Genomic DNA, 24,206 nt, shown 5'->3' on the forward strand with positions numbered 1-24,206 from the left:
CAAAATGCCCTGTAGGTTTGATTAGTTTTTGTCTTCGTCAACTAGTTTGTTTGATTTGATCCAAGGCATCATGGCTCTTAGTTTGACACCTGTTTTTTCTATAGGATGAGCTTTAAGCATATTTCTCTCAGCTGTCATTCTTGGATATCCACTTTCACCCTCAAGTATAAAATCTTTAGCAAACTTACCATTTTGGATCTCAGCAAGTATAGCTTTCATAGCCTTTTTGGATTCTTCGTTTATAACCCTTGGACCACTTACCATATCACCATATTCAGCAGTATTGCTTATAGAGTATCTCATTTCAGCCAAACCACCCTCAAAAACCAAGTCAACTATAAGTTTCATTTCATGCAAACATTCAAAGTATGCCATCTCAGGAGGATAACCGGCTTCTGTTAGTGTCTCAAAACCAGCTTTTATAAGCGAAGTCAAACCTCCACAAAGTACTGCTTGCTCACCAAAAAGATCAGTCTCGGTCTCATCTTTGAAAGTTGTCTCTATGATAGCTGTTCTACCTCCACCTATGCCTGAAGCATAAGAGAGTGCCAACTCTTTTGTATTACCGCTTGGATCTTGGAAAACCGCTATAAGATCAGGAACCCCACCGCCTCTTACAAACTCGCTTCTTACAGTGTGTCCGGGAGCTTTAGGTGCAACCATCATGACATTGATATCGCTTGCCGGTCTTATCCTTCCGTAGTGGATATTGAACCCGTGAGCAAATGCTATGGTTGCTCCACTTTTTAAGTTTGGTGCTATTTCGTTGTCATAAACAGACTTTTGAGTCTCATCAGGTAAAAGTATCATAACCACATCAGCACCTTTGACTGCTTCACTTACTTCAAAAACATCAAAGCCTTTTGCTTCTGCTTTTTTCCATGAATTTCCACCCTTTTTCAAGCCGACTACAACATCAACCCCATTATCTCTCAAGTTTTCAGCATGCGCATGGCCTTGGCTTCCAAAACCTATCATAGCAACTTTTTTACTCTTTATCAAAGAGATATCACAATCTTTGTCATAATAAACATTCAATGACATTTTTCATCCTTCTAAATAATTTTCGATATTTTACAAAAACTTTACTTAAAAGCAAAATATAAACTATTAAAAGATAAAATAATGCCAGAAATTGCAAAAAAGTTTAAATTTGGGGAAAAACATGGATGAATCACTTATAAAAAGGGTAAAAAACTTTCCGCCGCTTGATGAAACGGTGATGAAAGTACAAGAGATAACGTCAAGGAAAAACAGTTCTTTAAGAGAATTGACAAGTGTGGTTGAAAAAGACCCTATGCTAACAGCCAATATACTAAAAGCGACAAACTCTCCTTTGTACGGATTTAGCAGAGAGATAAAAAGTATCAATCAAGCCATATCGCTTTTTGGTATGGCAACCATAAGAGGTTTTGCTTTGGCTTCGATGATGCAAACAAGCATCAAGATAGATATGTCACCATATGGCTTATCCAAAGAGCAGTTTTTAAATACAAGTCTATCGCAAAACGCTCTTATGTTTTCATGGTACTCGAAAATAAATAGAGAAATGATGGATGTACTTATGCCGGCATCTTTTTTACTTGAAACAGGCAGGATCATTCTAGCTGACGAACTAAAAGAAGACAATAAAGCAGATGAATTCAAAGCGGAACTTCAAAACAGAAAAACGGCATCTGAAGTATCGACTCTCGAAGAAGACTATCTAAATATAAGTGGAGAAGAGATAACAGCTGCCATACTGGAACACTGGAATCTTGAGCCAAAGATAGTGAATGCCATCAGATATGCTCTCAATATAGAAAAAGCGGACGAAGAGAGTAAGGATTACGCCATAGCTTTGAATGTCGTATTAAACAGTATCAATACTGCAGGAAAGTTTAAGCCCGAAGGCTTGAAAGAAGCTTATGAAACCATTGACGAGTATGATTTGGATAGAGAGAAATTTGTAAGAGCTCTGGAGAGTGTCAACGGGTGAGAGAATTTTTATACAAACTTACAAAAGGTATCCAAAAGAAAGATATACCTAAAAACCTAAGTTATCTTATAAACGATCTTTCAAAATACAAGGCTATAAAACAGCACAAAAATGTATATAAACTGCATCCGGATTATAGATTTGGTACGCTGGATATCAGCAGGTCAAATACAGGATTTTTGGAAGTAATTTCTCCAAAAAAAGTCAAAGATCTGCTTATCGAGTCGAAAGATTTACTAAACTCTTCAAAGGGCGATCTTGTCCTTGCAAAAAGAGTTTACTCAAATTACGGAAGACCCAAAGCCAAAGTAGTTTACATAGTAAAGAAAAAAGATAATTATCAAGTAGTTTACACAAAAGATATCAACGGTAAGATTCTAGGCATCAATATAAAAACCGGGCTTCAAAACTTTATAACCGCTTCACAAAAATCACTTAAAAAACTACCTACTAAAACTGTTTTGAAGATAGATAGCAAAACCGGATCTATTGAAGAAGTTTTAGGTGTTTTGGATGATCCTAAAGTTGATGAGAAGATTTCTCTGGCACTATATGAAAAAAAAGAGGAGTTTGATAAAAAAAGTGAACTAGAAGCAAAAAGTTTCGGCAATTTCGTAGATAAAAGCATGTACCCAAACAGGGTAGATTTAACTCATCTGCCGTTTTGTACCATAGATCCTGTTACCGCGAAAGACTTCGACGATGCTATATATTTTGATACGAAAAATTATACTCTTTATGTTGCTATAGCTGATGTCAGTGAGTATGTGTTTTTCAAAGGAAGTATTGACAAAGAAGCTAAAGAACGGGGTTTTTCCATATACTTCCCCCACAAATCCATCCCCATGCTTCCAAGAACTCTTAGTGAAAACATTTGTTCACTCAAACCTTATGAAGACAGGCTTACTTTTACTTATAAGATGACAATAGATCCAAAAACCCTTGAAGTAAAAAAAGAGGAGCTTTTAGAAACCATTATAAACTCCAAAAGAAGATTCAACTATGAAGAAGTGGATAAAATCCTTCAAACAAAAAAATGTGAAAACGAAGAAGATGAAGAGATGGTCTCTTTTTTACTGCCACTTAACGAATTAGCCAAAAAGATAAGAAAAAAAAGATTGCAAAAAGGTTTTGATTTTCATACAAGCGATATAAGAATGGAGCTTGATGATGAACAAAACTTGATAAAAACTTATAAAGAAGTTGAAACGCCCTCCCACTCTTTGGTGGAAGAGTGTATGCTTTTAGCCAACAAAGCTGCTGCTAAAATGATAGATTATGGGATTTTCAGGGTACATGAGCCTCCCTCTTATGATGACATAGCAAAACTTCTCGAACAAGTTGCACAGTTAGGTATTTTTGTAAAATTCAAAACCGATATCCACTCTCTTATAACAGAGATCCAAAAAAAAGCAAAAGAGATGGGTTTGCAGGAGATGGTGGATATGCTTATCATAAGAGCTCAAAAACAAGCTCGTTACAGTGCAACAAATAGCGGACACTTCGGTCTTGGATTTGACAGGTATACACATTTTACTTCACCTATTAGACGATACAGTGACTTGACTCTTCATAGACTCTTAAAAAGTATCATAAGAAAAGATAAAAAATTAAAAGAGTTTTTACTAAAAGATATCGAGCCTCTCTGCGAAAGACTAAGTGAACTTGAAAGAGAGAGCGATAAAGTGGCATATGACTTTATGGATAGAAAATATGCCAGATGGGCAAAAGAAAATCTTGATGAAATTTTTGAAGCAGTCATCACAAGTACTCACTCTATGCCTATAGCCGTCATAGAAGGTGATATAGAAGGAGCCAGGGTTCATCTTATGGAAAATGATGTGGAATTTTTGGAAAAAGTCAATATCAGGCTTTTGGGTTCTGATATAGCTACCACCAAAATCATAGGGGATATAACCGAAGTGGAAAGAGAAGGGGTCGAGTAGTGTACAAACAAGTTTTAGATACTCTCATCCAAAAAAACTCTCTGCCAAAATCACTCATGCTCTACGGGCAATGCCCATACTACCGAAGCAGTTATCTTAAAAAAATCGCTTCCATATATGGTACAAAGAACGAGCAGTTAAGATACTATTTTGACGAGTATGATTTTAAAAGTGCAAAAACCTTTGTATCACAATCATCACTTTTCGGTGATAAAAACATACTCATCATAAAAACGGAAAAAACCATACCAAAAAAAGAGCTTGAAGTGATTTTACAAAATTGTAAAACAAATGAAAACAGTTTTTTTCTTTTCGAGTATTTTGGAGATGACAAAAAGGCCAAAGATATAGCAAAAGTTTTCAATAAAAAACTAAATGCAGATTTTGTAAGATTCTTTAAACCAAACAGTTACGAAGCTATAAATATTCTTGTAAATTTTGCAAAAGAGATAAAACTAGATATAAACAGATACGCCATAGAGCATCTTTACAAGATAGAAAACGAAGATATATCTTTATGCTTTGAAGAGTTGAAAAAATTAAAAAATCTCGACAAAAACATATCTGTAAACGATATAGACAGATATTCGTTTGCTCTTGGTGTTTCGGATATGGATGACTTGATGGAAAGATTTTTTACTAAACAGGATATAAAAGAATTGATGAGTGAATTTCTTGAAGTATCCGGTGCAAATGAGATATTTATCATAAATTCACTGCAAAATTACCTGACCACTCTTTTTATGTTTTACAGTTACATTCTTGCATACGGCACTTTTGATGCAAAAGCTATACTGGGATACCCGCTTCCTCCACAGATAGCAAAAAAAAAGGCAGACTTGTCCATCAAGATAAAATTACCCGTTTACAAAACTCTTTTTATGGAGCTTTCCGAGATAGAACTCAAACTAAAAACAGATACACATATGGATAAAACATCATATTTCATATCTTCTTTAATAAAACTTCAAACTTTTTTATAGTATAATCCTCGTTCCTTTGCAAAAAGCAAAGAGATAAAAAAGGTCCTTACTTTTGAAAAGCCAAATTCAAAAGTTAGAAAGCCATAAGGAGAAAAAATGAGGCACTACGAACTGTTGGTTATATTAAAACCGACTCTTACGGATGAAGAGAAGTCTTCACAAGTTGATTTCTTGAAAGATTTGTTTGCAAAAAACGAAGCTGTTATCGAAGTTATCGAGGACAAGGGCACAAGAAATCTTGCATATGAGATCCAAAAGCATAAGCGCGGTCACTACTACGTGATCTACTTCAAAGCACCTTCAAGCTCTATAACTGAGATAGAGAGAATGATAAGATTCAATGAAGAGATCATAAAGTTCATGACAGTCAAATACGAAAATAAAAAAGAGATAGCTTTTTGGGAAACTCTTAGCAATAATGTTAAAAAGACCCTTAAAAAAGCAGAAGAAAAAACCGAAACTTCAGAAGCTCCGACTCCAAAAAAAGAGGAAGAAAAGAGCGAAGAAGCTTAAAAGATAAAAAGGTAACACCATGTACAACAGAGTCATACTTGTAGGCAGACTAACAAGAGATCCCGAACTTAGATACTTACCAAACGGTACTGCGGTAGCGACATTTGGTTTGGCAACCAGCAGAAGCTGGACAGATAGAAACACCAATGAAAAAAAAGAGGAAGTAATGTTCATAGATGTTACTTCATTTGCAAGAAGTGCCGAGATAGTGAACCAGTATCTAAAAAAAGGTAACAAAGTCTTGGTTGAAGGTAGACTCGTACTTGACAGGTGGACTGACCAAAATGGTCAAAACAGAAGCAAGCATACAGTAAGAGCTGATAGTGTACAATTTATGGAGACAAGAGCGGAGGCACAAAATAGCCAAAATTCCTACAATGCTCCAAGTCAGGGAGAATATGCTCCAAAAAACGAGTACAATCAGCCAAACAAACCGACACCTTCTTCATCACAGGAAAACAACATTCCAGAAATTGACATAGATGACGAAGAGATACCGTTTTAAGACATAAAAAATATAAAAGGAAATAAAGTGGCAGAAAGAAGAAAATATTCAAAAAAATATTGTAAATATTGTGAAGCAAAAGTTGAAATGATAGATTATAAAGACTTGGGTCTTTTAAAACAAACTCTATCCGAAAGATATAAAATCATGCCTAAAAGACTTACAGGCAACTGCAAAAGACATCAGGAGATGGCTGAAAAAGCTATCAAAAGAGCAAGACAAGCTGCATTTATCCCATACATTGTAGATAGAAAAAATGTAGCCGTTACTCCGTTTGAACTTTTAAAATAACCATTTAGGGTGTTTTTAAAACACCCTAAATCTTCTAAACCAAGGCTTCTTTTAAAACTTCTTCTATATTTGTAACCGATACGATTTTTATATTTGCTTTTACCTCATCCGGAATATCATCGAGATCTTTTTCATAATTTTTCTTACAGATTATCACTTTTTTTATCTTTGCTTTATATGCAGCTATCATCTTCTCTTTAAGTCCGCCTATCGGTAAAACCTTACCTGTTAGAGTAAGCTCTCCGGTCATCGCCACATCGGCTCTTACTTTTTTCTCTGAAAGTATGGAAGCTATGGCAGTAGCCATGGTTATACCGGCACTTGGACCATCCTTTGGAGTCGCACCTTCTGGAACATGAAGATGAAGATCATATCTTCTGTACACTTCACTACTTGGAAGTTTTTTCTTCTCATCTTTCTCTTTTTCACTTTTTGGTATGATATTTTGTGATATTTTTATCTTGTCATTATCTATGAGGACTTTTACGACACTAAAGGCTATCTTGGCTGATTCTTTCATAACATCGCCCAAAGATCCTGTAAGCTGCAATGCACCTTTGCCTTTTATCTTAATAGCTTCGATCTTGAGCACATCACCGCCGACTGCCGTCCATGCAAGTCCGTTTACTACTCCTACCACATCTTTTTTATCTGTTTCTTCTATCTCGAAAACCTCTTTTTCAAGATACTCTTTTAAGTTTTTAACAGTTATGGAAATTTTTTTGATACTTGGATCCAAAAGCAGTTTTTTAGCTACTTTTCTAAGTATCTGGGCTATCTTTCTTCTTAGATTTCTAACCCCCGCTTCTCTTGTAAAATTCTCTATAACCTTTTCAAGTGCCGCTTTGGTAAAACTTACTTCATAAGCATTCAATCCGTGTTTTTTTAGTTCTTGTGGGATTAGATACTTTTTAGCTATCTGAAACTTTTCCTGTGGAGTATATGAGCTAAGTCTTATAAACTCCATCCTGTCTCTAAGCGGTGCGGGAATGTAGCCTACATCATTTGCAGTCGCTATGAAAACGACTTTGCTCAAATCTATGTTGAAGTTGGTATAATAATCTCTAAATTTATTGTTTTGTTCGGGATCGAGTACTTCGAGCAGAACACTTGTAGGATCGCCTCTGTGACTTCTTGCAACTTTATCTATCTCATCAAGCACCACAACCGGATCCATCTGCTTCGCTTCTATGAGACCTTGCACGATTCGCCCGGGCATTGCGCCTATGTAAGTTCTTCTATGTCCTCTTAATTCATTTACATCTTCCAAACCCCCGAGAGCGATACGCACAAGATGTCTTTTTAGCGCCGTTGCTATAGAGTTTGCCAAAGATGTTTTACCGACTCCGGGAGGTCCGACAAAACAGATGATAGCACCTTTGTTTTCCTGGTTTTTAGCTCCTCTAAGCTCCAAAAGTTCTTTTACGGCAAAGTACTCCTCTATCCTGTCTTTTGGCTTTTCAAGTGAAAAGTGATCTTTATCAAGTTGTTCTCTTACTTTTACGATATCAAGCTTCTCTTTTGAGTAAACTCCATACGGAATTTCCAAAACCCAGTCAAGATATCCCTGCAAAACATTGGCATCAGCTGAGTCTGGATGCATTCTTGAGAGCCTGTCTATCTGCTTTTTTATCTCTTTGTAAGCATCTTCACCCATATAAGCTTTTTTAAGTTCGAGTTTCTTTCTATACTCTTCGATCTCTTCATCTCTTTGAGTATCGGCTCCGAGTTCTTTTTGTATCTGTTTTAATTGCTCTTTTAAAAAATACTCTTTATTTACTTTATCTATACGCGAGTGGGCTTTGCTTTTTATCTCTCTTTGAAGTTTGCTAGCTTCTATCTCTTCGACCAAAAAGTCTATAAGCTGCATGAGCCTTTTTTCCACATCCTGCTCTACAAAAAGTTTGTAAGCCTGCTCTTTCTTTAGCCGTATAGTGCTAGAGACAAGATCTGCGACCCTGTCTATGTCACTGTTTTCCTCTATAGTCCTCAAAAAATCAGGAGGAAGGTAAGGATTGACAGACGAGAGGACTTTGAGTTTTTCCATAAGTACGGAAAGCAAAGCCTCTTTTTTTATATCTTCTATATTTGTAGGCTCCATAACGGCAACTGTCGCTACCAAAGGATTTTTAGATACCTCTTTTATGATCTTGCCTTTTGCCATGCCCTGAAAGAGTATCTTCACTCTACCGTCCGGCAGCATGACTTTTCTCATAATAGAGCCGATAACCCCCACATCATAAACACTTTCAAAACTTCTCTCACCCTCATGAGCGAGCTTGGTCGATGCCACAAGTATCAACGAGTTATCTTCTAAAGCTTTGTTTACGGCATTGATATTTTCCTGATCACTTAAAAAGATAGGAGATATCATAAAAGGGTATAAAAACTGTTCATCCTCTATAACAACAGGTAAATCAGTCGGAAAGTTATTGTAATCGCTTAATTGCATTTTGACCCCCTATATATAAAATTATTCAAATATTTCTCTATACCATGCGGTATCAGGTTTTATCATCTTCACATCTTTGTACCATGCTTTTTTAAGTCTTGCCTCATATATCTTGGCAGCTTTTGGCTTGCCTATCCTCTTGTATAAGGATATGATCTGCAGATCCATACTTTTTTGTGCCAAAGATAGCTTTGTAAGCATCGTTTGAACCAAAGGCACATACCTTGAGTTCGGGTACTTCTTGATATAGTCATACGATTTTTTTATGGTATCGTTTAGTAGAACCTGATCTCTTTTAGGGTAGGCAAAAGCGTAAAAATTTGTCTTGATCTTCAAAAATTTCGCATATTTTATCGAGCTGCTATCGCCAAATCTTTTTATAAACTCATCGAGATAAAAATTTGCAAGTATATACTCCTCCTCTTTTGAATGGGCCTGAGCCAAGATAAGCATACTTTCCTTCAAAAGCGGTGATTCGATATGCTCTGATGAAAGTGACGTATAGTAGTCGTCAGCCTTGTCAAGGTCACCTGTTTTTATATATTTCATAATACCCTGATACCAAAATATCGCAGGTTTGTTGTAAACTTCCTCTTTTTTTGTCGAACACCCGCTCAACAGTAGTAAAAAAACGGCAATGAAAAATGTCATGATATATCTCATATTTTCTCCAGCATATAAAATTAATATTATTTTACCCTTTTATTTGTTATCAAAAGATTAAAACGGTCGATATAGTAAAAAAATATATAAAGGTTTTTTATAATGACATATGAAGTTAAAAGTCCTCTTTTGGGATTTGACGATATAAAAAAGATGAAACTCACAAAGATTGATGATATTTTTATGAAACTTGAAGATTGCGAAGAAAGCGGCATTTCATTTACCCTTATAGATCCCTATGCCTTAAGATCATACTCTTTTGACATACCTGTGGACTTTCAAAAAGCACTTGATATAAAAACAGACTCCAAACTCCTTGTTTACAACACCATGATCATCCAAGAACCCATAGAGAAATCCGCTATCAATTTTTTAGCACCGATCATATTTAACAATGAAAACAAAACCATGGGACAACTCATACTTGACAATATCAAATATCCAAATTTCCATATAGTAGAAACATTATCAAACTATTTAAGTAAAGATTAATACTAATAATTATAAAATGTAAAGTTAGCTACAAAAAGGTGGGTGGTTGGGTAGCAAATATTTTTTATCTCCACTACTCTTTTCCTTTGTACCGTTGGCAAGGAGATAGCGATGCAGCATCATAAAAAACAAAAACCTAAGAAGTTATATAATATTCTAAATATTTTTCAAATGATTATCATACTCCCTTTGTTTATGATAACTATACTTAAAGCCGATACCGTTCTCATAGACTTAAGTTCCAACTTAAGCATAGTACCGGCTACGGTTGAAGTTTCGCAAGACTTTAACAGTACCATCACCATAACAAATGAAACTACCGGCAGTACCACTCTCGACGGTAACGGTGCTACCATAAAATACCATATCCCCAGCGGTTCGTCATACTCAGGAAATTACAGCGGAGCCGGATGGAATTGTAACGGAAGTGCAGATGCCGATAACAATATCTCATGTCAATACAATCAGACATTAAACAACGGGGATACATCAAATCCATTAAACATAATACTCACAGCTCCTAGCACAACAGGAAGCTCCAATCCCACTTTAACGGTCATAGCGACCACGACCGATGCCAATACAACAAACAACGACTCCACGGCTCCTGTGGAATTTGGCAAATCAAACTTAAATGCAGACAAAACAGTTTCATCTCCTAATATAGGACTAAATCAGAATTTTACTTATACCATTTCCGTATCAAACCCGTACAACGGGAGTAACCCGACAGTAAAGGCAAGAAACGTTACTATAACCGACAATTTACCAGGCGGCGTTAGTTTTGTTTCGGTAAGCGATACTTCATGGTGTAGTGAAAGTGGTGGGGTTGTCAGCTGTAGCGGGGCAGATTTGGACCCGGGCAGTAGTAGGTCGGTTACCATAACCGTACAGGCTGTAAGCGGAGGTATAAAAACCAATACAGCCTCTATAGATACCGATTCGTCCGATTACAACACTTTACCATTAACTCCAAGCGTAAATGTTACGGTACAACCTGCCGACATAGCTTTGAGCAAAACTCTTTTGGGCGGAATCGATGCCAACAATGCCGAAGTAAACTCTACGGTGACATACAACATATCTGTCACGAACAATGGACAAACTTCTGCCGAAGATGTAAATTTTACAGATACTCTGCCCGCGGGTGTATCATATGTAGGTATATCTCAGGGCAGTTGGAACTGTTCAGGCTCTTCAACTATAACTTGTTCTTTACCGTCACCTTTAGCCTACAATCAAACTAAGGATGTGAATATAACAGTCAAAATGCCCCCATCCCATCAGCAAGTTGACAATACCGCAACAGCGGTAACTTCAACAGATGAGGGTGGACAAACATCCGATGACAGTGACACACTGACTACCTACGTAAGAGGAGTTGATCTCAGGATCACAAAAACAGGCAATAATGCTACAGCCAAAGTGGGTTCAAACTATACCTACACTATCACTGTCGCAAACAATGGTCCTGTCGATGCCCAAAATGTGGTGGTCACAGATATTTTAGACTCCAGAATGACTTATGTAAGTGATACAGGAGGATGTACGGGTGTCGCCACAGGTGATACAGGTACCATGACTTGTGCTCATGGAGCATTGAACAGCGGTGCTTCATACAGTTTTGATGTAACCGTAAAAATGCCTACTGACAGCTTAAATGATGTAACGAACAGTGCATCTGTCACAAATGACATAGATGAGGAAAACTCCTTAGACAATAATGTTTCTTCTACGACACATCTTATGGGACCAGATTTAGACATCACAAAAGATGCCAATGTAAGTGCGGTAGGACTGGGCAAATCATTTACATATACATTAAATATAACAAGCAATAACGATATAAATGCCACAGATGTAAATATAACCGATACTCTACCTGCAGGTGTTGAGATAACCGGTATAAACAGCGGCACTTTTAACTGCCCCTCAACACCGATAACAGGTACTTTTTCTTGTACCAAATCAAACTTTCAAGGAAACGCAACCGATACCATAGTCCTTACTGCAAAAGCTCCTGCAAATGTTACAGGGGATATAACAAACAACGTCGTCATATCCCAATCGTTAAATCAAAACGACGGAAGTGCCAGCAAAACAGTAACTGTCACAGGTGTAACTCTAGGCATCTCTAAAAGTGCAAGTGCCACGGCAACCGTAGGCGGTTTGATAGACTACAATGTAACCGTAACCAATGCATCCCACTCCGATGCACAAAATGTAACGATCACTGATAATCTGGCTACTTATTTGGGTGCGGGATATACGGTAAATTCCATCATAGATGCCACGGACTGGAGTTGTAGCGGAGTCGATACATCACAGCTTTCTTGTACAAAAGACAGTGATCTTTTAGCCGAAGGCGACTCTTCAACCATACATTTTGATGTAAATGTACCTCTAAATGCGGCTCTTGGCACGGTTACAAATACAGCCGAAGCAAACACTTCAACTCTTCCAAAACCGACTGTCAGTGCGACCGCTTCGACAGTTATAAAAGGTTCTCATCTTATCGTGACTAAAACCGGAGATATTATAGGAACCGCTAATGAACCTATATATTTTGCGATTGAAGTTCAAAACGACGGTAGTGCAGATGCTAATGATGTTAATCTAACTATCAATCTAAACACCAATAACGCTGCTGATTTTACCAATATTGAAACTGATTGTGGAAGTGGAACTTACAGTTCGGTTACAGAACCGTTTACTTGTTCTTTAGGAAATATACCAGGTAACAATGGCAATAAGACTATACACATAAGAGCTGTATCACCAAACTTTGACAGCACTTATGCATCTAAAAATATATCAAACAGCGCTATAGCTACGACTTCTACACCAGAAGAAAATACAAATAACGACCATACATCCTGGTCTGTACCTATAAATGGTGCAGATTTGATAGTTAATAAAGCACCAAGTAGCCAGGATGTAGCAGTCGGACAAACAGTAACCTACACCATAACACTGAAAAATCAAGGTGATGCGAATGCAACCAATATATCTTTGGATGACATAGTACATACCAGCACTACTCCACTTGTATTGTCAAATCTAAACGCTGGGGCAGGATGGAATTGTACTACTTCATTCCCATCTAGCTTTCACTGTACATATAACTCTTCTTTGGCAAAAAATGAATCTGCATCAAATATCACAATAGATGCAACTGTACCGACAAATGCACCAATCAATACACAATTAAATAACGATGTCAATGTATCAAATAATACAGCTGAGGTAGATTATATCAATACAAATCAAAGAACTTCACCTGTTACCGTTAGAGGAGCAGATGTTAATATTACGAAAACAGTTAACAAGAGTACAGTTTCACTTGGTGAACAAGTTGTGTTTACCATAACGGTTACCAATAATGACTTGGCTGATGCACAGGATGTAAATGTTACAGATAGTTTACCTGCCGGATTTAGCTCGATTTCAACCGATTGTGCCAACCAAAGTATTTCTGGTCAAAATGTTACTTGTCAACTTGGTACCTTAGCACATAATGGAGGAACATCATCTTTTACCATCACGGCAAACGCTCCTACAACCAATGGTATCTTTAATAATATTGCAACAGTGTCAACTTCTACACCTGAATCTGATTATACAAACAATGATGACAATGCAACAGTAAATGTACAGGGAGCTGATTTAGCGATAAACAAAATTGACTCAGCTGATCCGGTAGCGGTCAATTCATTATATAACTATACAATCAATGTTACAAATATAGGTAGATCGTCGGCTTTTGGGGCTGATATCAATGATACTCTGCCTTCAAGCCTAACATTTGATCATGTCATATCTACAGATGCAAATTGGACTTGCGACACTTCTGCAATACCAAAGATACATTGCTATACAAATGATCCTAATATGGAATTACCGGGTACAGCCTCAGGCAATGCGTATAATCACAATATTATCACATTTCAGGTACGGGCACCTTCATCTGAGGGTACAGTTTCAAACACAGCTTATGTTGATACAAATACCTCGGAATCCAACAAAAACAACAATCATGATACGGAAACTACCAGAGTTATAAATATCAATCTCCAGGCCAGAAAAGATGTCAATGGTATAAATCCATGGAATACCAATCCCACATATATAGGTATAGGTGGTGATCTCACTTATAAATTATATGTAAGAAACCAAGTAATCAGCAATGTCGATGGCACTACGACTGTCAATATACCCATAACTGACATCAATATATCTGACAAATTACCAACAAATATCACCAATATATCTGTTACGCCAAGCAGTTCAAGGTTTACATGTGATTCGAATGCACCATCACCTGGAGATACATTGAACTGTCAATTGTCCGGCTCAGCTCTTCAAACATCTGAGCAGTGGATTCTTGTTGCCACGATAACAGCCAAAGCAACTACAAATTTTTATGATATTGATGCAAATACTATAGATGCTGCACACAATTGGATAATCAACCAATACCATGCTGTAACATCTTTGGGCGATAGTATACCGGCTGATAATGCACCTGGTGGAAATGGATATCTTGAGACTGACACCCTTATAAGAGGTGCAAACATGTCTATAACAAAAACGGTATCTACAGACCCTATAGGTGCAAATCAACCGTTTAGCTATACTATTTCAACCAAAAACTATCCAAGAACAGGAAATGCTGCACATGATATACCAAGTACAACAGCTACAAATATAGTGGTAAAAGATGTATTGCCTAATGATGTAAACTATACAAGTGCAAGTGGTACGAACTGGAGTTGTAGTGAAGCAAGCCATATCATAACATGTAATTACTCAGGAACTCTTGCTCCAAATGCTTCAGCTCCAAATATCACAGTAGATGTTTCGGCTCCCAATGCCATTGAAACCGTAATAAATGAAGCAAATGTTACGACTGATACACCAGAACTTACATCTTTACTGAATGACAACAATGATAGTGTGTCAACAAATATCATAGGTACTAAATTAAGTGTCATAAAAAGCGGTACAGCAGTAGCCGGTATGGGTGATGAACTTACATATGATATAAATGTTACAAATGTTTCAAATGTACCCGCAAAGTCCATATTGGTATATGACCAACTTCATAGCGGTGTATCTTTGAGCAGTGGATGGAATCGTGATATAAATACAGCTGATTGGAATTGTATCGACAATTCGGCATCATCTGCTCATAATGTTGTTTGTAGCTATAAAGGTGGAGATTTAGCTTCTGGAGCCACAATAGGATTTAGGATTTATACTAAAGCACCTAATTATACAGGTACTATAGTCAACAGAGCCATAGCAACCTCGAGCACAGTTGGAGACAACAATGTAACTGCTGATTTTCCTACACTTATAAAAGGAGCTGATATCGATTTTGCAAACAATCCATTTGTTCAGTCTCCTTCACCTGTCGGTGCTTATCATGCTATAGACTATAATGTAACTATCGAAAACAAAGGATATTCACAAGCACAAGATATTAATTTTACCATGAAGTTCCCAACCGGATTTTCACAAGAGTTCAATGTCACATCCACAAACAGTTCAGATCCATGGAGTTGTAATTTCGACGATACAAATATAAAACTTACATGTACATTGCCAACACTTGCACCATCAAATACAACTTCTATGATACATATCCATGCACTTGCACCAAATGCCAATCAGATAGTATCATACAACCTGTCTGTAACAGCCAAAGACAGCGAGGGCAATACAACCTCTTCTACATTAACGCCAAATCCTACTACAAATGTCAAAGGCTCAGACTTGAAGATAACCAAGTATGCAAGAGACCCTGACCCTCACAGTGACGGACTTTATCATGATAACAACATAACCGTTGGCGTAGGAAAAGAGATAGATTTTAAACTAAGCGTAACAAATCAAAACTTAGGTTTGGCAAAAGATATAAATATCACGGACACTCTGCCTGCCGGCTTTAGCGATATAAATATAACAAATCCGGGAGATTGGAACTGTTCGATAGCTTCAAGCACTATTGTCTGCTCTAGAACTTCGCTCGATGCAGATACGAATGCATCCGATATCTTATACTCGGCTACAACGCCCGGTTACATAGGCAATGCGACAAATACCGCTCATATAAATACTTCAACTGCTGAAGTAGATACGACTAACAATAGTAGCAGTATTGACATAAAATTGGAAGGTGCGACACTTAATGCCTCATTTAACGCTTCCAAAACAGAAGTGGCTATGGGTGAAATCTTCTCATATATACTTGACATAAACAACTCTGGAAGAAATCCGGCTGTTGATGTCAACACTTCCGATATATTTCCATCAGACTTTACATATATGGACAGTAACGGTAGTGACAGTGGATGGACATGCTCTAACGCAGGAAATCATGCTACGTGCAATCAGCCGAATATCCCGGCATACGGTGGCACTACAAAACTTATACTAAATGTTCAGGCACCTGCCAACACCATTGGCACATATCCAAATGATATAAATATAAGTTCAAACTCCATAGAGAACTCCATACTCTCCGTCGCGCCAAATGTCAGAGTCATAGGAGCGGATATAGCAGCAGATATAAACGCTACTCCAAATGATGTACTCGAAGATAGAAATGTCACTTACAACATAAATGTAAAAGATATCAATATCTCTACCGCAAAAAATGTAACGTTGAAGCAAACATTTGACAAATCGGTAAATGCTCTGTACATTATAAACGGTTCAAGCGATTGCAACCTTACTGATGCCAACCAGTCGGTTACTTGCTCCTTTGGGGATCTTGCATACAATGCAGATAAAAATATAACTATCATAGCTACTATGCCTTTTGCAGGAAACAACGATACCGTATCTTTAACAAGTACGGTTGAAACAAACACAACCTCTACTCAGGAGAATACTGCAAACGATACCAAACAAGCAACAGTCACTGTGCACAAGATAAAACCTGTAGCTGATTATAGGTTTGATGAGTGTAAATGGAACGGTACAAACGGAGTAGTTATAGACAGTATAAATGGATTGAACGGCACTGCCAAAAATGGAGCCAAAACACTAAATTATATATTGACACAAGATGACAATAACTTTTCAACCATTTGGAGAGTAGGAAAATTTGATGGAAACAATGACTATATAAGTATAACAAACAACGCACAACTTCAAATTGTAAAAGATCAAACATACTGCGCATGGGTAAAACCGACAAGTTTTCATAATAGAAGAAACATAATCGAAAAAGCATATGGTGGTGAAGGAACCATAACACAAGAAGCAGATGGTACTTTAAGTTACTATTATGGTACCAATGGTGGAAATGGTTCACCATATCAAGGTTTTGAATCAAACCGCTCATTAAGAAAAAATTATTGGAATCATATTTGTGTTGTGAGAGATTTAAATAATATGAAATTATATTGGTATATTGACGGCAATCTAACCAATAGTACAAATGCAAATTTTTCTCAAGCAGTAGCTAGTACAAAAAATATTCATATCGGAAAAGGATATGCAGGATATTTCAAGGGAAACATCGATGAAGTAGAGATATACAACATCGCTCTTGATGACAGAGCCGTAAAAGATATCTACAACAATGAAAAAGCACATAAAAACTATGATGGCACTTCGAGAAATGAACCTCTTTGTGGAGTAGATCTAAGGGTCACAAAAGTACCAAGTATGTCTCCTGTGGGGGCTGAAACTGCTTTTACTTACACCATAACAGTTAAAAACAGATCATCAGAACCTCTTACTACAGGTTTTACTTTGTATGATACAATGCCTGCAGGACTGACTCTGGATACAAACGGTACTACATACTCAGATCCAGGATTTACCTGTGTGGGAACTCATGACTTTAATTGTACAATTTTAACAGATGATATCTTATACCATAATGATACAAGATCAGTTACGATCACTGCTATAGCTCCAAACAGTACAGGTGAACATTTAACAAACTCAGCAACCGTTCAAACTGGAGTAGCCGGAACTACAGGACAACCGGATACTAACAACGGCAACAACAGTGACTCTGCCACAGTAATGACACTCGGAACCGATCTAGGTGTAACAAAAACAGCCACTTTGGATACAAATGGCTCAAACCTCATACACTACACGATGACAGTCACCAATCATAGTAGCTTAACTCCTGCTACAGGGATTACGATAATAGATACTTATGATAGCAGATTGTCACTTATAACCCCTCCTGATAGCATAAGCTGTACCATACCTGCAAGTGAACACTATTTTACTTGTACATTACCTAATATCGCTCCAGGGGATTCGTTAAGTTTTACTTCCACCATGCAAGCTCAAAGCGGAACGGACATCGTAAATGATATAAATGTAACAAGTCACACCGTAGATACGGATCTTAGCAATAATCACACTCAAGTATCATTGGATATAAATGTATCAGGTTCAAATGCTCCCGTAAAACTAAAAGACGGTTTTAGAAAACATGTCAGCACCAACAACTACGGCAATATGGTAGTTATAGGAAATACCATACTACAAGCAAATAATCAAGATGGAAACACATCTCTGACTGATGTCAACACTTCCTATGTAAACGTTGCCTCACAGCCATTGAATTCTTCAAGTGCTACACTCAACATACCTGAAAACAATGTGACCATTGAGTATGCAGGGCTTTACTGGGGAGGTCACATAAAAGGTCAGGACAACAATGATACTTTAACCGGCACTTTCAATACCATAAAACTTACCACGCCATCGGGTGACACTTTTACTATCGTCGGCGGCGATCAGGAAAACGGCAGTATCATAAGTGATGACAATGCAACAGGATTTTACAGATTTAAAAGGTTTGCCAGCTCAACCGGAAGACTATACTACTCTTCCGAAGCGAATGTTACTTCTATCATAAGAAACGAATACGCTACAAACGGAAATATAAACGGTATATTTATAGTATCTGATCTAAATGTATCTTATGGGCTTGATAACAGTGCAAGCTTCATCCCTGATGATACTTCACCAAGCCATTGGTCATTTTTCAACTCCGGATTTTTTGGAGGCTGGGAGCTTGTCGTGATATACTCAGTAGATCACAGACAGTACAGAAGTGTAAGATATAAAAACAGCACTATATTTGACGGATTTAAAGTTCTTATGCCAAGATCTCCGGGGCAATCTGTTTCACTAGATCTAAATGTAAGCGGCTTTATCACTCCTCATGAAGGCGATATCGAATCAACTCTCTTTTCCATGGTTTTTGCAGGTGATATGACACTTCCATATGAAAGCATGTCGGTTACTGATATCTCCAATACACCTCATCTCGTGAAAGAGGGCGCGAGCAATACAGACAATATCTTCAATGATACCATTTCATTGCAAAATATCGATACGACACCGATAGTAAAAAATCTCAATCTCAATTACAATCCTGGTATTGATTTGGATGAATTTGATTTGACAAGCCAGTATGACAGCAGTGGAAACTGCATAAGTTCACCTTGCTACCTAAGTAATGCCCAAACATCTACCAAGATCAATCTTCAAGTAAGCGAAAGTGATACCCCTATACCGGGTACTACACAGTACCCTGCGCAGTACGCATTTGTCAATATGCTGGGATTTAATACTCAGATATTTACCCCTGACTTCATAGACTCGTACAAAGAGTGCTTCAAGAAAAAAGAGCCTGGAAGCTTGAGTAATGATGACTGGGTACCGTGTAGCGATCCGATGCCTCCTATACACAGAGGAAGCATGCTCAAGTACAGGATAACCATCATAAACAGCGGAACCGATGATGCCATTGATGTACATGTAACGGATCCTCTGCCAAGAGAGGTTGATTTTAATGGAAGCTGTGCATCTCCAAACAGTGATATAACAGCTACGAACATATATGATCTCCCTGATGGTATTATTGGCGGTGCCTCAGATCTTGATTTCGACTATAACAGTACGCTAAGATCCATAAGCGGCGAATGTAAAAGTACTCTTTATGATTACAATCAAAGTGTAAGAGATGAATGTGTAGCAGACATAAAAGCCGTACTCATAGATGGCAATGAAACTACACCTCTTGGCACCATGCCTGATGGTAATGGGGAAACTATGAATCTTATAGATCCATCATACAACGGTACAACTTGCTCATCAGATGCAAACGGCACTACTTTAGTGTTCAACTATCCTGCTTTCCCTAAAAAAAGTGTAACATGGATAGAATTTTATACCAAGATAAATGGATATGCCACCCTTGGGCAAAGCTTCCAAAATGCCGTTTCTATAAACTTTACCAACCAAACCCTCTCTGATGCCGGTATAAACAATCTCCAAACTCAGCAAAGTGAACCTGTGGATTCCGGTACTGTAACATTTAACTGGGAACATATAGTGACTCTGTTCAAAGACCCCGGCAGAAACTCAGTAGGAACCAAGATAGTAAACAAACCGTTTGACTTAAATATCTCATTGAGCGGTATAAGTTCACTCGATGTAGATACAGGCGGCAATACCACCATGAGCATATCGAACCTACAGCTTGTAGACGCATACAACGGGCTGACAAGTGATATAACGACCTCTTTGGTTTCGCCTTCTGTACCGGTAGACAGTACAGACTTGGGATGGAGTACTCACAATACAAATTATGATAAAGCTTCAAAAGAGATAGGATTTCAATTTGATTTGACATTGAGCTACAACAATGACTACAACGAAACAAAGCATTACCCAAGTGATTTTAACTCAAGTGCACCTTATGCCGGAGATGTATTTACAACAAGACCTAAAGGTTACAGCCTGTCTGTCGTAGGCGCGACCAATGCAGGCGGGTATACGGTAGCCAAAGCCGCACAGGGTGAAACTTTGGATGTAAATGCGACTGACGAGACAGGAACCAATGCCCTTAAATACAATGCGGTATTGTCCAAAACCAACGGTATAAATATCTCACTTGACAGTAACTTTTCGACAAATCCAGCCTGTATAGACATAAATGCTTTAAATATCAATAACCTTACCTTTGCAAACGGCAATGCCCAGGCGGCAAATACCAAATATACCGAGGTAGGTGTCATCAAATTTGATCTTACCGATTCAAACTGGACCGCAAAAGACCAGACAAACGGTGACTGTGTCGCAGGATCAGGAACAAATACCGCAGTTGGCGGAATTATAGGATGTAATGTAGAAGGAAACTCATCCTCCATAGTCTTTACACCGGATCATTTTGACTTTAACGCTACAACCGTAAGTGATTTTGGAAACGGATTTACCTACATGGTAACAGACCCTTTGACAGACCAAGTATACGGAAAACTGACCACCAATGTCATATCTAAAAACGTGGATAATAATACTACGAGATTTTTCTCCGCTACATGTTTTGCCGATAATGTACAGGTCAACCTTGGATACAATGTAGATAGTGTAAGCCTTAATGATCTAAATCTCAGCGTAGCGAACGAGTCAAACTTGACCAATATAGAAAGCAACGCTTCACTTGCGGCCAACAACAATATCATAGACACATCCGAACAAAACAACTCATTTGCAAGCGGTATGGCAACACTCAACTTGAGAGCTTATGTGGATAAAAATAAAACAACTCCTCTAGAACCGGCTATAGTTGATTTCCAGGATATTAACGGCTCACTCAATGACTATCTTGGAATCACTGGAGTAAATGTCGCACCGACCGATGTGGATATATCTCCTACTAATGATATCCACTTCATATATGGAAGGATTCATGCTCCAAACTACAGCAGTGACAATGATGTGATAAATGCCAAGATATATTATGAAGGATATTGCAAAGATTGTAACAAGAGCAAATTTCCGTCACTTGGAGGAGAAGATGCAGACTCCATATACTGGTATGTCAATACCGGACAAAACAGCTTGGCTGACGGTAACATATCCGGTTTTATCCAACCGGCTACCACCAAGATAACAATCACTCCGGCCAACTCGACAGCCATAAACGGGGGTGATGAAACCCATACCATCACATATAACGGTGCTACATATCCGTATAGGGAGAGAGTGGATATGAATGCTTCATCATGGCTTATCTTCGATCCCTATGACGCCAATGCCACAACCAGTAGCTTCTTTGTTGATTTTTCAAAATACAATGACTGGGCAGGGGTCGGACAAACCGGAAAAACGGTTGATCTTAACATAAGCTCCAAAGGCTCCAAAAGGATAGAATGGTGAGAAAAGGTTTTACTTTCATAGAGCTTGTCGTTGCTATAGTGGTTATAGGGATCGCTCTGATGAGCGTTCCTCTGTTACTATCCCAGGCAAGTAAATCCGATGAGTTCAGTTTGAACCAGGAAGCTATCTTAGCCGGTGCGACAAAGATAGGCAATATCCTTACATTTCCATGGGATGACAAGCTTGTAAGCTCTTTAAGCGTCAAACACATACTTGATGTTACAAACGGCGACAGCGAGCTAGATAGATACCCGGACAATAACTCATCAAGAAGAATAGGAAACTTCAAAGCGAATTTTAGAAGGAAATTCGATGCAAATATCACTTACGCTTCAGCAACGCTTGGAAATTCAACCGACACCAACACTACGGCATATAACGATATAGATGACTTCAACAATGTAACCCAGAGTATTTCAAGCGGAGGAGTGGGGGATTACATAAAAGATTTCAACCTCACCACCATAGTCAAATATATAGATGACAATGCAACCTATTCATCCTCTCCTACTTTGAACCTAGGAGACATCAGCACAGCAAGTGCGACACCAAGCACCAACTTGAAAATGGTGGAGGTAACGGTAAAAGACACTACAAACAATGAAGTCATAACAACTCTTAGAGCATTTTCCGCAAATATAGGAAGCTATGAACTTCTTTACAGGACTTTCCCTTGAATAACTTAAAAAAACGATATGCTTTCACGATGATAGAGATGATTTTTGTCATAGTAGTACTTGGCGTAGTTGCAGCCATAGGTAGTGGAATAATAGCCAAAATATATGAGTCATACATCTACTCAAAAAGTATCAACACCCTACAGACAAAAACTGAGCTTGCCTTGACTCAGATAGCCAGGTTTTTAACATACAGAGTAAAAGACAGCGTAATCGCCAGAAAACTTCCTCCAAACGATACAAATATCGTTTCTTTACCTATGGGTGACGGAACTTACAAAATACTTGAATGGGTAGGATATGACAATGAAGGCTTTGAGGGAAATGCTTCAGGTCCGGGATGGAGCGGGTTTGTTGATCTATCCAGCATAAATACCGACAAAACTCAGATAGATACACCGGGTAGTCATCTTGATTATGAAAAAGATATACTATCTACTTTGTCAAACGGCGATGTGAACCTAACGGATGTAAACAGCTCAGCTGCCATCGTCTTTACCGGTCTTCCAAATCAATTCGACATAGTAAAGTATGGCTGGAACGACTATAATGGAACCATTGACCATGATTATGTATTGAGAGTCAGAGAATTGCCCGGAACGAATATCTTGAAATTCGTTGAAAACAACAGTTCTACAGTATATGAACATTATCAGCTCGTATGGAGTGCATATGCCGTAGTCCCAGAAGGTGCATCGGGTGATCAAAATCTCTCTTTTTACTACAATTACAGACCTTGGATGGGTGATAAATACTCCGATGGTAACAAATCAACTTTGATGGAGCATGTCTCGACTTTTAAATTTAGACAGATAGGAACGGCAATAAGGCTTAAACTTTGTGTCTTCAACCCTATAGGAATGGATTTCAATATGACATTTTGTAAAGAAAAGGTGGTATTTTAATGTCAAATCATAGAAAAGGTTTTTCACTTTTGCTCGCTATCATAGTGATGATAACCATCGCTACTTTGATGGCTTTAATGATATCTCTTACTTCGACCACCTCGAAGCAAACAGGTGATATCTATGTAAGCGAACAGACAAAACTGTTGGCGAAGAGTGCCACCGAACTTGCACTGCTGGCTATATCAGGTCACAACAACAATGCAAACTGTATAGAAAATATAAATTTCACTTATCAAACAAATTATGATGTCAATATGAGTTTATACTATATAGGCAATTCACTTCCATGCAACCCCTCACATCTGCTTGCGAACAATATAGCAACTCCCGAATCAAATGGAACTGTCATCATAGACACCTATGTAACCTTCAAAGGCTCAAGCGAACCGATAAGATATCACAGAAGAACTATACAAAAGCCATAATTTATCCGTCCTTTTGTTTTTTAAAAGATATTTTTTCTGATAAAAAACAGAGTGCAAAAGGACGGATTTATACTTTTTTAGATAAAATTTCACAGGGGAAAATACACACTCTTAGTGTGAGTGTTATAAGGTTCTCTAAATATTTGATTTAAAGGAGATA

General features: G+C 37.9%; 14 protein-coding genes. 11 read left to right on the plus strand and 3 right to left on the minus strand.

Annotated features, from left to right (window positions below; all coding sequences use genetic code 11):
* Positions 1-21: 21 nt before the first annotated feature.
* Positions 22-1,044: a ketol-acid reductoisomerase gene (gene ilvC, locus ACZ47B_RS05275; RefSeq protein ID WP_464895634.1), complete on the minus strand. Its 1,023-nt coding sequence runs from the start codon at positions 1,042-1,044 to the stop codon at positions 22-24.
* A gap of 121 nt (positions 1,045-1,165) precedes the next feature.
* Between ilvC and ACZ47B_RS05280 the strand changes: the two genes are divergently transcribed.
* From ACZ47B_RS05280 to rpsR, 6 genes are all read left to right on the plus strand, one after another.
* Positions 1,166-1,978: an HDOD domain-containing protein gene (locus ACZ47B_RS05280; RefSeq protein WP_464895635.1), complete on the plus strand. Its 813-nt coding sequence runs from the start codon at positions 1,166-1,168 to the stop codon at positions 1,976-1,978.
* Positions 1,975-3,924, plus strand: coding sequence for a ribonuclease R family protein (locus tag ACZ47B_RS05285; protein ID WP_464895636.1), 1,950 nt, complete (start codon positions 1,975-1,977; stop codon positions 3,922-3,924). Before ACZ47B_RS05280 ends, ACZ47B_RS05285 begins: the two co-directional genes overlap by 4 nt.
* Positions 3,924-4,907 carry a DNA polymerase III subunit delta gene (holA, locus tag ACZ47B_RS05290; protein WP_464895637.1) on the plus strand — a complete coding sequence of 328 codons (984 nt, stop codon included), beginning with the start codon at positions 3,924-3,926 and terminating at the stop codon, positions 4,905-4,907. Before ACZ47B_RS05285 ends, holA begins: the two co-directional genes overlap by 1 nt.
* A gap of 96 nt (positions 4,908-5,003) precedes the next feature.
* Complete coding sequence (gene rpsF, locus ACZ47B_RS05295; RefSeq protein ID WP_464895638.1) at positions 5,004-5,420, plus strand: 30S ribosomal protein S6; 417 nt, start codon at positions 5,004-5,006, stop codon at positions 5,418-5,420.
* Positions 5,421-5,439: 19 nt separating this feature from the next.
* Positions 5,440-5,925: a single-stranded DNA-binding protein gene (gene ssb, locus ACZ47B_RS05300; protein ID WP_464895639.1), complete on the plus strand. Its 486-nt coding sequence runs from the start codon at positions 5,440-5,442 to the stop codon at positions 5,923-5,925.
* Between the two features lie 27 nt (positions 5,926-5,952).
* Positions 5,953-6,216 carry a 30S ribosomal protein S18 gene (gene rpsR / locus ACZ47B_RS05305; protein ID WP_464895640.1) on the plus strand — a complete coding sequence of 88 codons (264 nt, stop codon included), beginning with the start codon at positions 5,953-5,955 and terminating at the stop codon, positions 6,214-6,216.
* Positions 6,217-6,250: 34 nt separating this feature from the next.
* On the opposite strand, the gene lon is transcribed toward rpsR, so the two are convergent.
* Both lon and ACZ47B_RS05315 read right to left on the minus strand, forming a co-directional pair.
* Entirely contained in the window at positions 6,251-8,668 is a 2,418-nt protein-coding gene (gene lon / locus ACZ47B_RS05310) for an endopeptidase La (protein WP_464895641.1), read from the minus strand.
* 21 nt (positions 8,669-8,689) lie between these two features.
* The gene (locus ACZ47B_RS05315) at positions 8,690-9,331 is read right to left on the minus strand and encodes an outer membrane protein assembly factor BamD (RefSeq protein WP_464895642.1); all 642 of its coding nucleotides are present in this window, start codon (positions 9,329-9,331) and stop codon (positions 8,690-8,692) included.
* A gap of 102 nt (positions 9,332-9,433) precedes the next feature.
* On the opposite strand from ACZ47B_RS05315, the gene fliW reads away from it, so the two are divergent.
* The 5 genes from fliW to ACZ47B_RS05340 all read left to right on the plus strand — a co-directional run bounded on the left by fliW (position 9,434) and on the right by ACZ47B_RS05340 (position 24,046).
* Positions 9,434-9,823: a flagellar assembly protein FliW gene (gene fliW / locus ACZ47B_RS05320; protein ID WP_464895643.1), complete on the plus strand. Its 390-nt coding sequence runs from the start codon at positions 9,434-9,436 to the stop codon at positions 9,821-9,823.
* 111 nt (positions 9,824-9,934) lie between these two features.
* Positions 9,935-22,036, plus strand: a complete 12,102-nt coding sequence (locus tag ACZ47B_RS05325; protein ID WP_464895644.1) for a LamG-like jellyroll fold domain-containing protein — start codon at positions 9,935-9,937, stop codon at positions 22,034-22,036.
* Positions 22,033-22,713 carry a type II secretion system protein gene (locus ACZ47B_RS05330; RefSeq protein ID WP_464895645.1) on the plus strand — a complete coding sequence of 227 codons (681 nt, stop codon included), beginning with the start codon at positions 22,033-22,035 and terminating at the stop codon, positions 22,711-22,713. The genes ACZ47B_RS05325 and ACZ47B_RS05330 overlap by 4 nt, the downstream gene beginning before the upstream one ends.
* Positions 22,710-23,618, plus strand: a complete 909-nt coding sequence (locus ACZ47B_RS05335; RefSeq protein WP_464895646.1) for a type II secretion system protein — start codon at positions 22,710-22,712, stop codon at positions 23,616-23,618. Before ACZ47B_RS05330 ends, ACZ47B_RS05335 begins: the two co-directional genes overlap by 4 nt.
* The gene (locus ACZ47B_RS05340; protein WP_464895647.1) at positions 23,618-24,046 is read left to right on the plus strand and encodes a type II secretion system protein; all 429 of its coding nucleotides are present in this window, start codon (positions 23,618-23,620) and stop codon (positions 24,044-24,046) included. Before ACZ47B_RS05335 ends, ACZ47B_RS05340 begins: the two co-directional genes overlap by 1 nt.
* Positions 24,047-24,206 lie beyond the last annotated feature (160 nt).

It is taken from the genome of Thiofractor thiocamini, assembly GCF_055384375.1.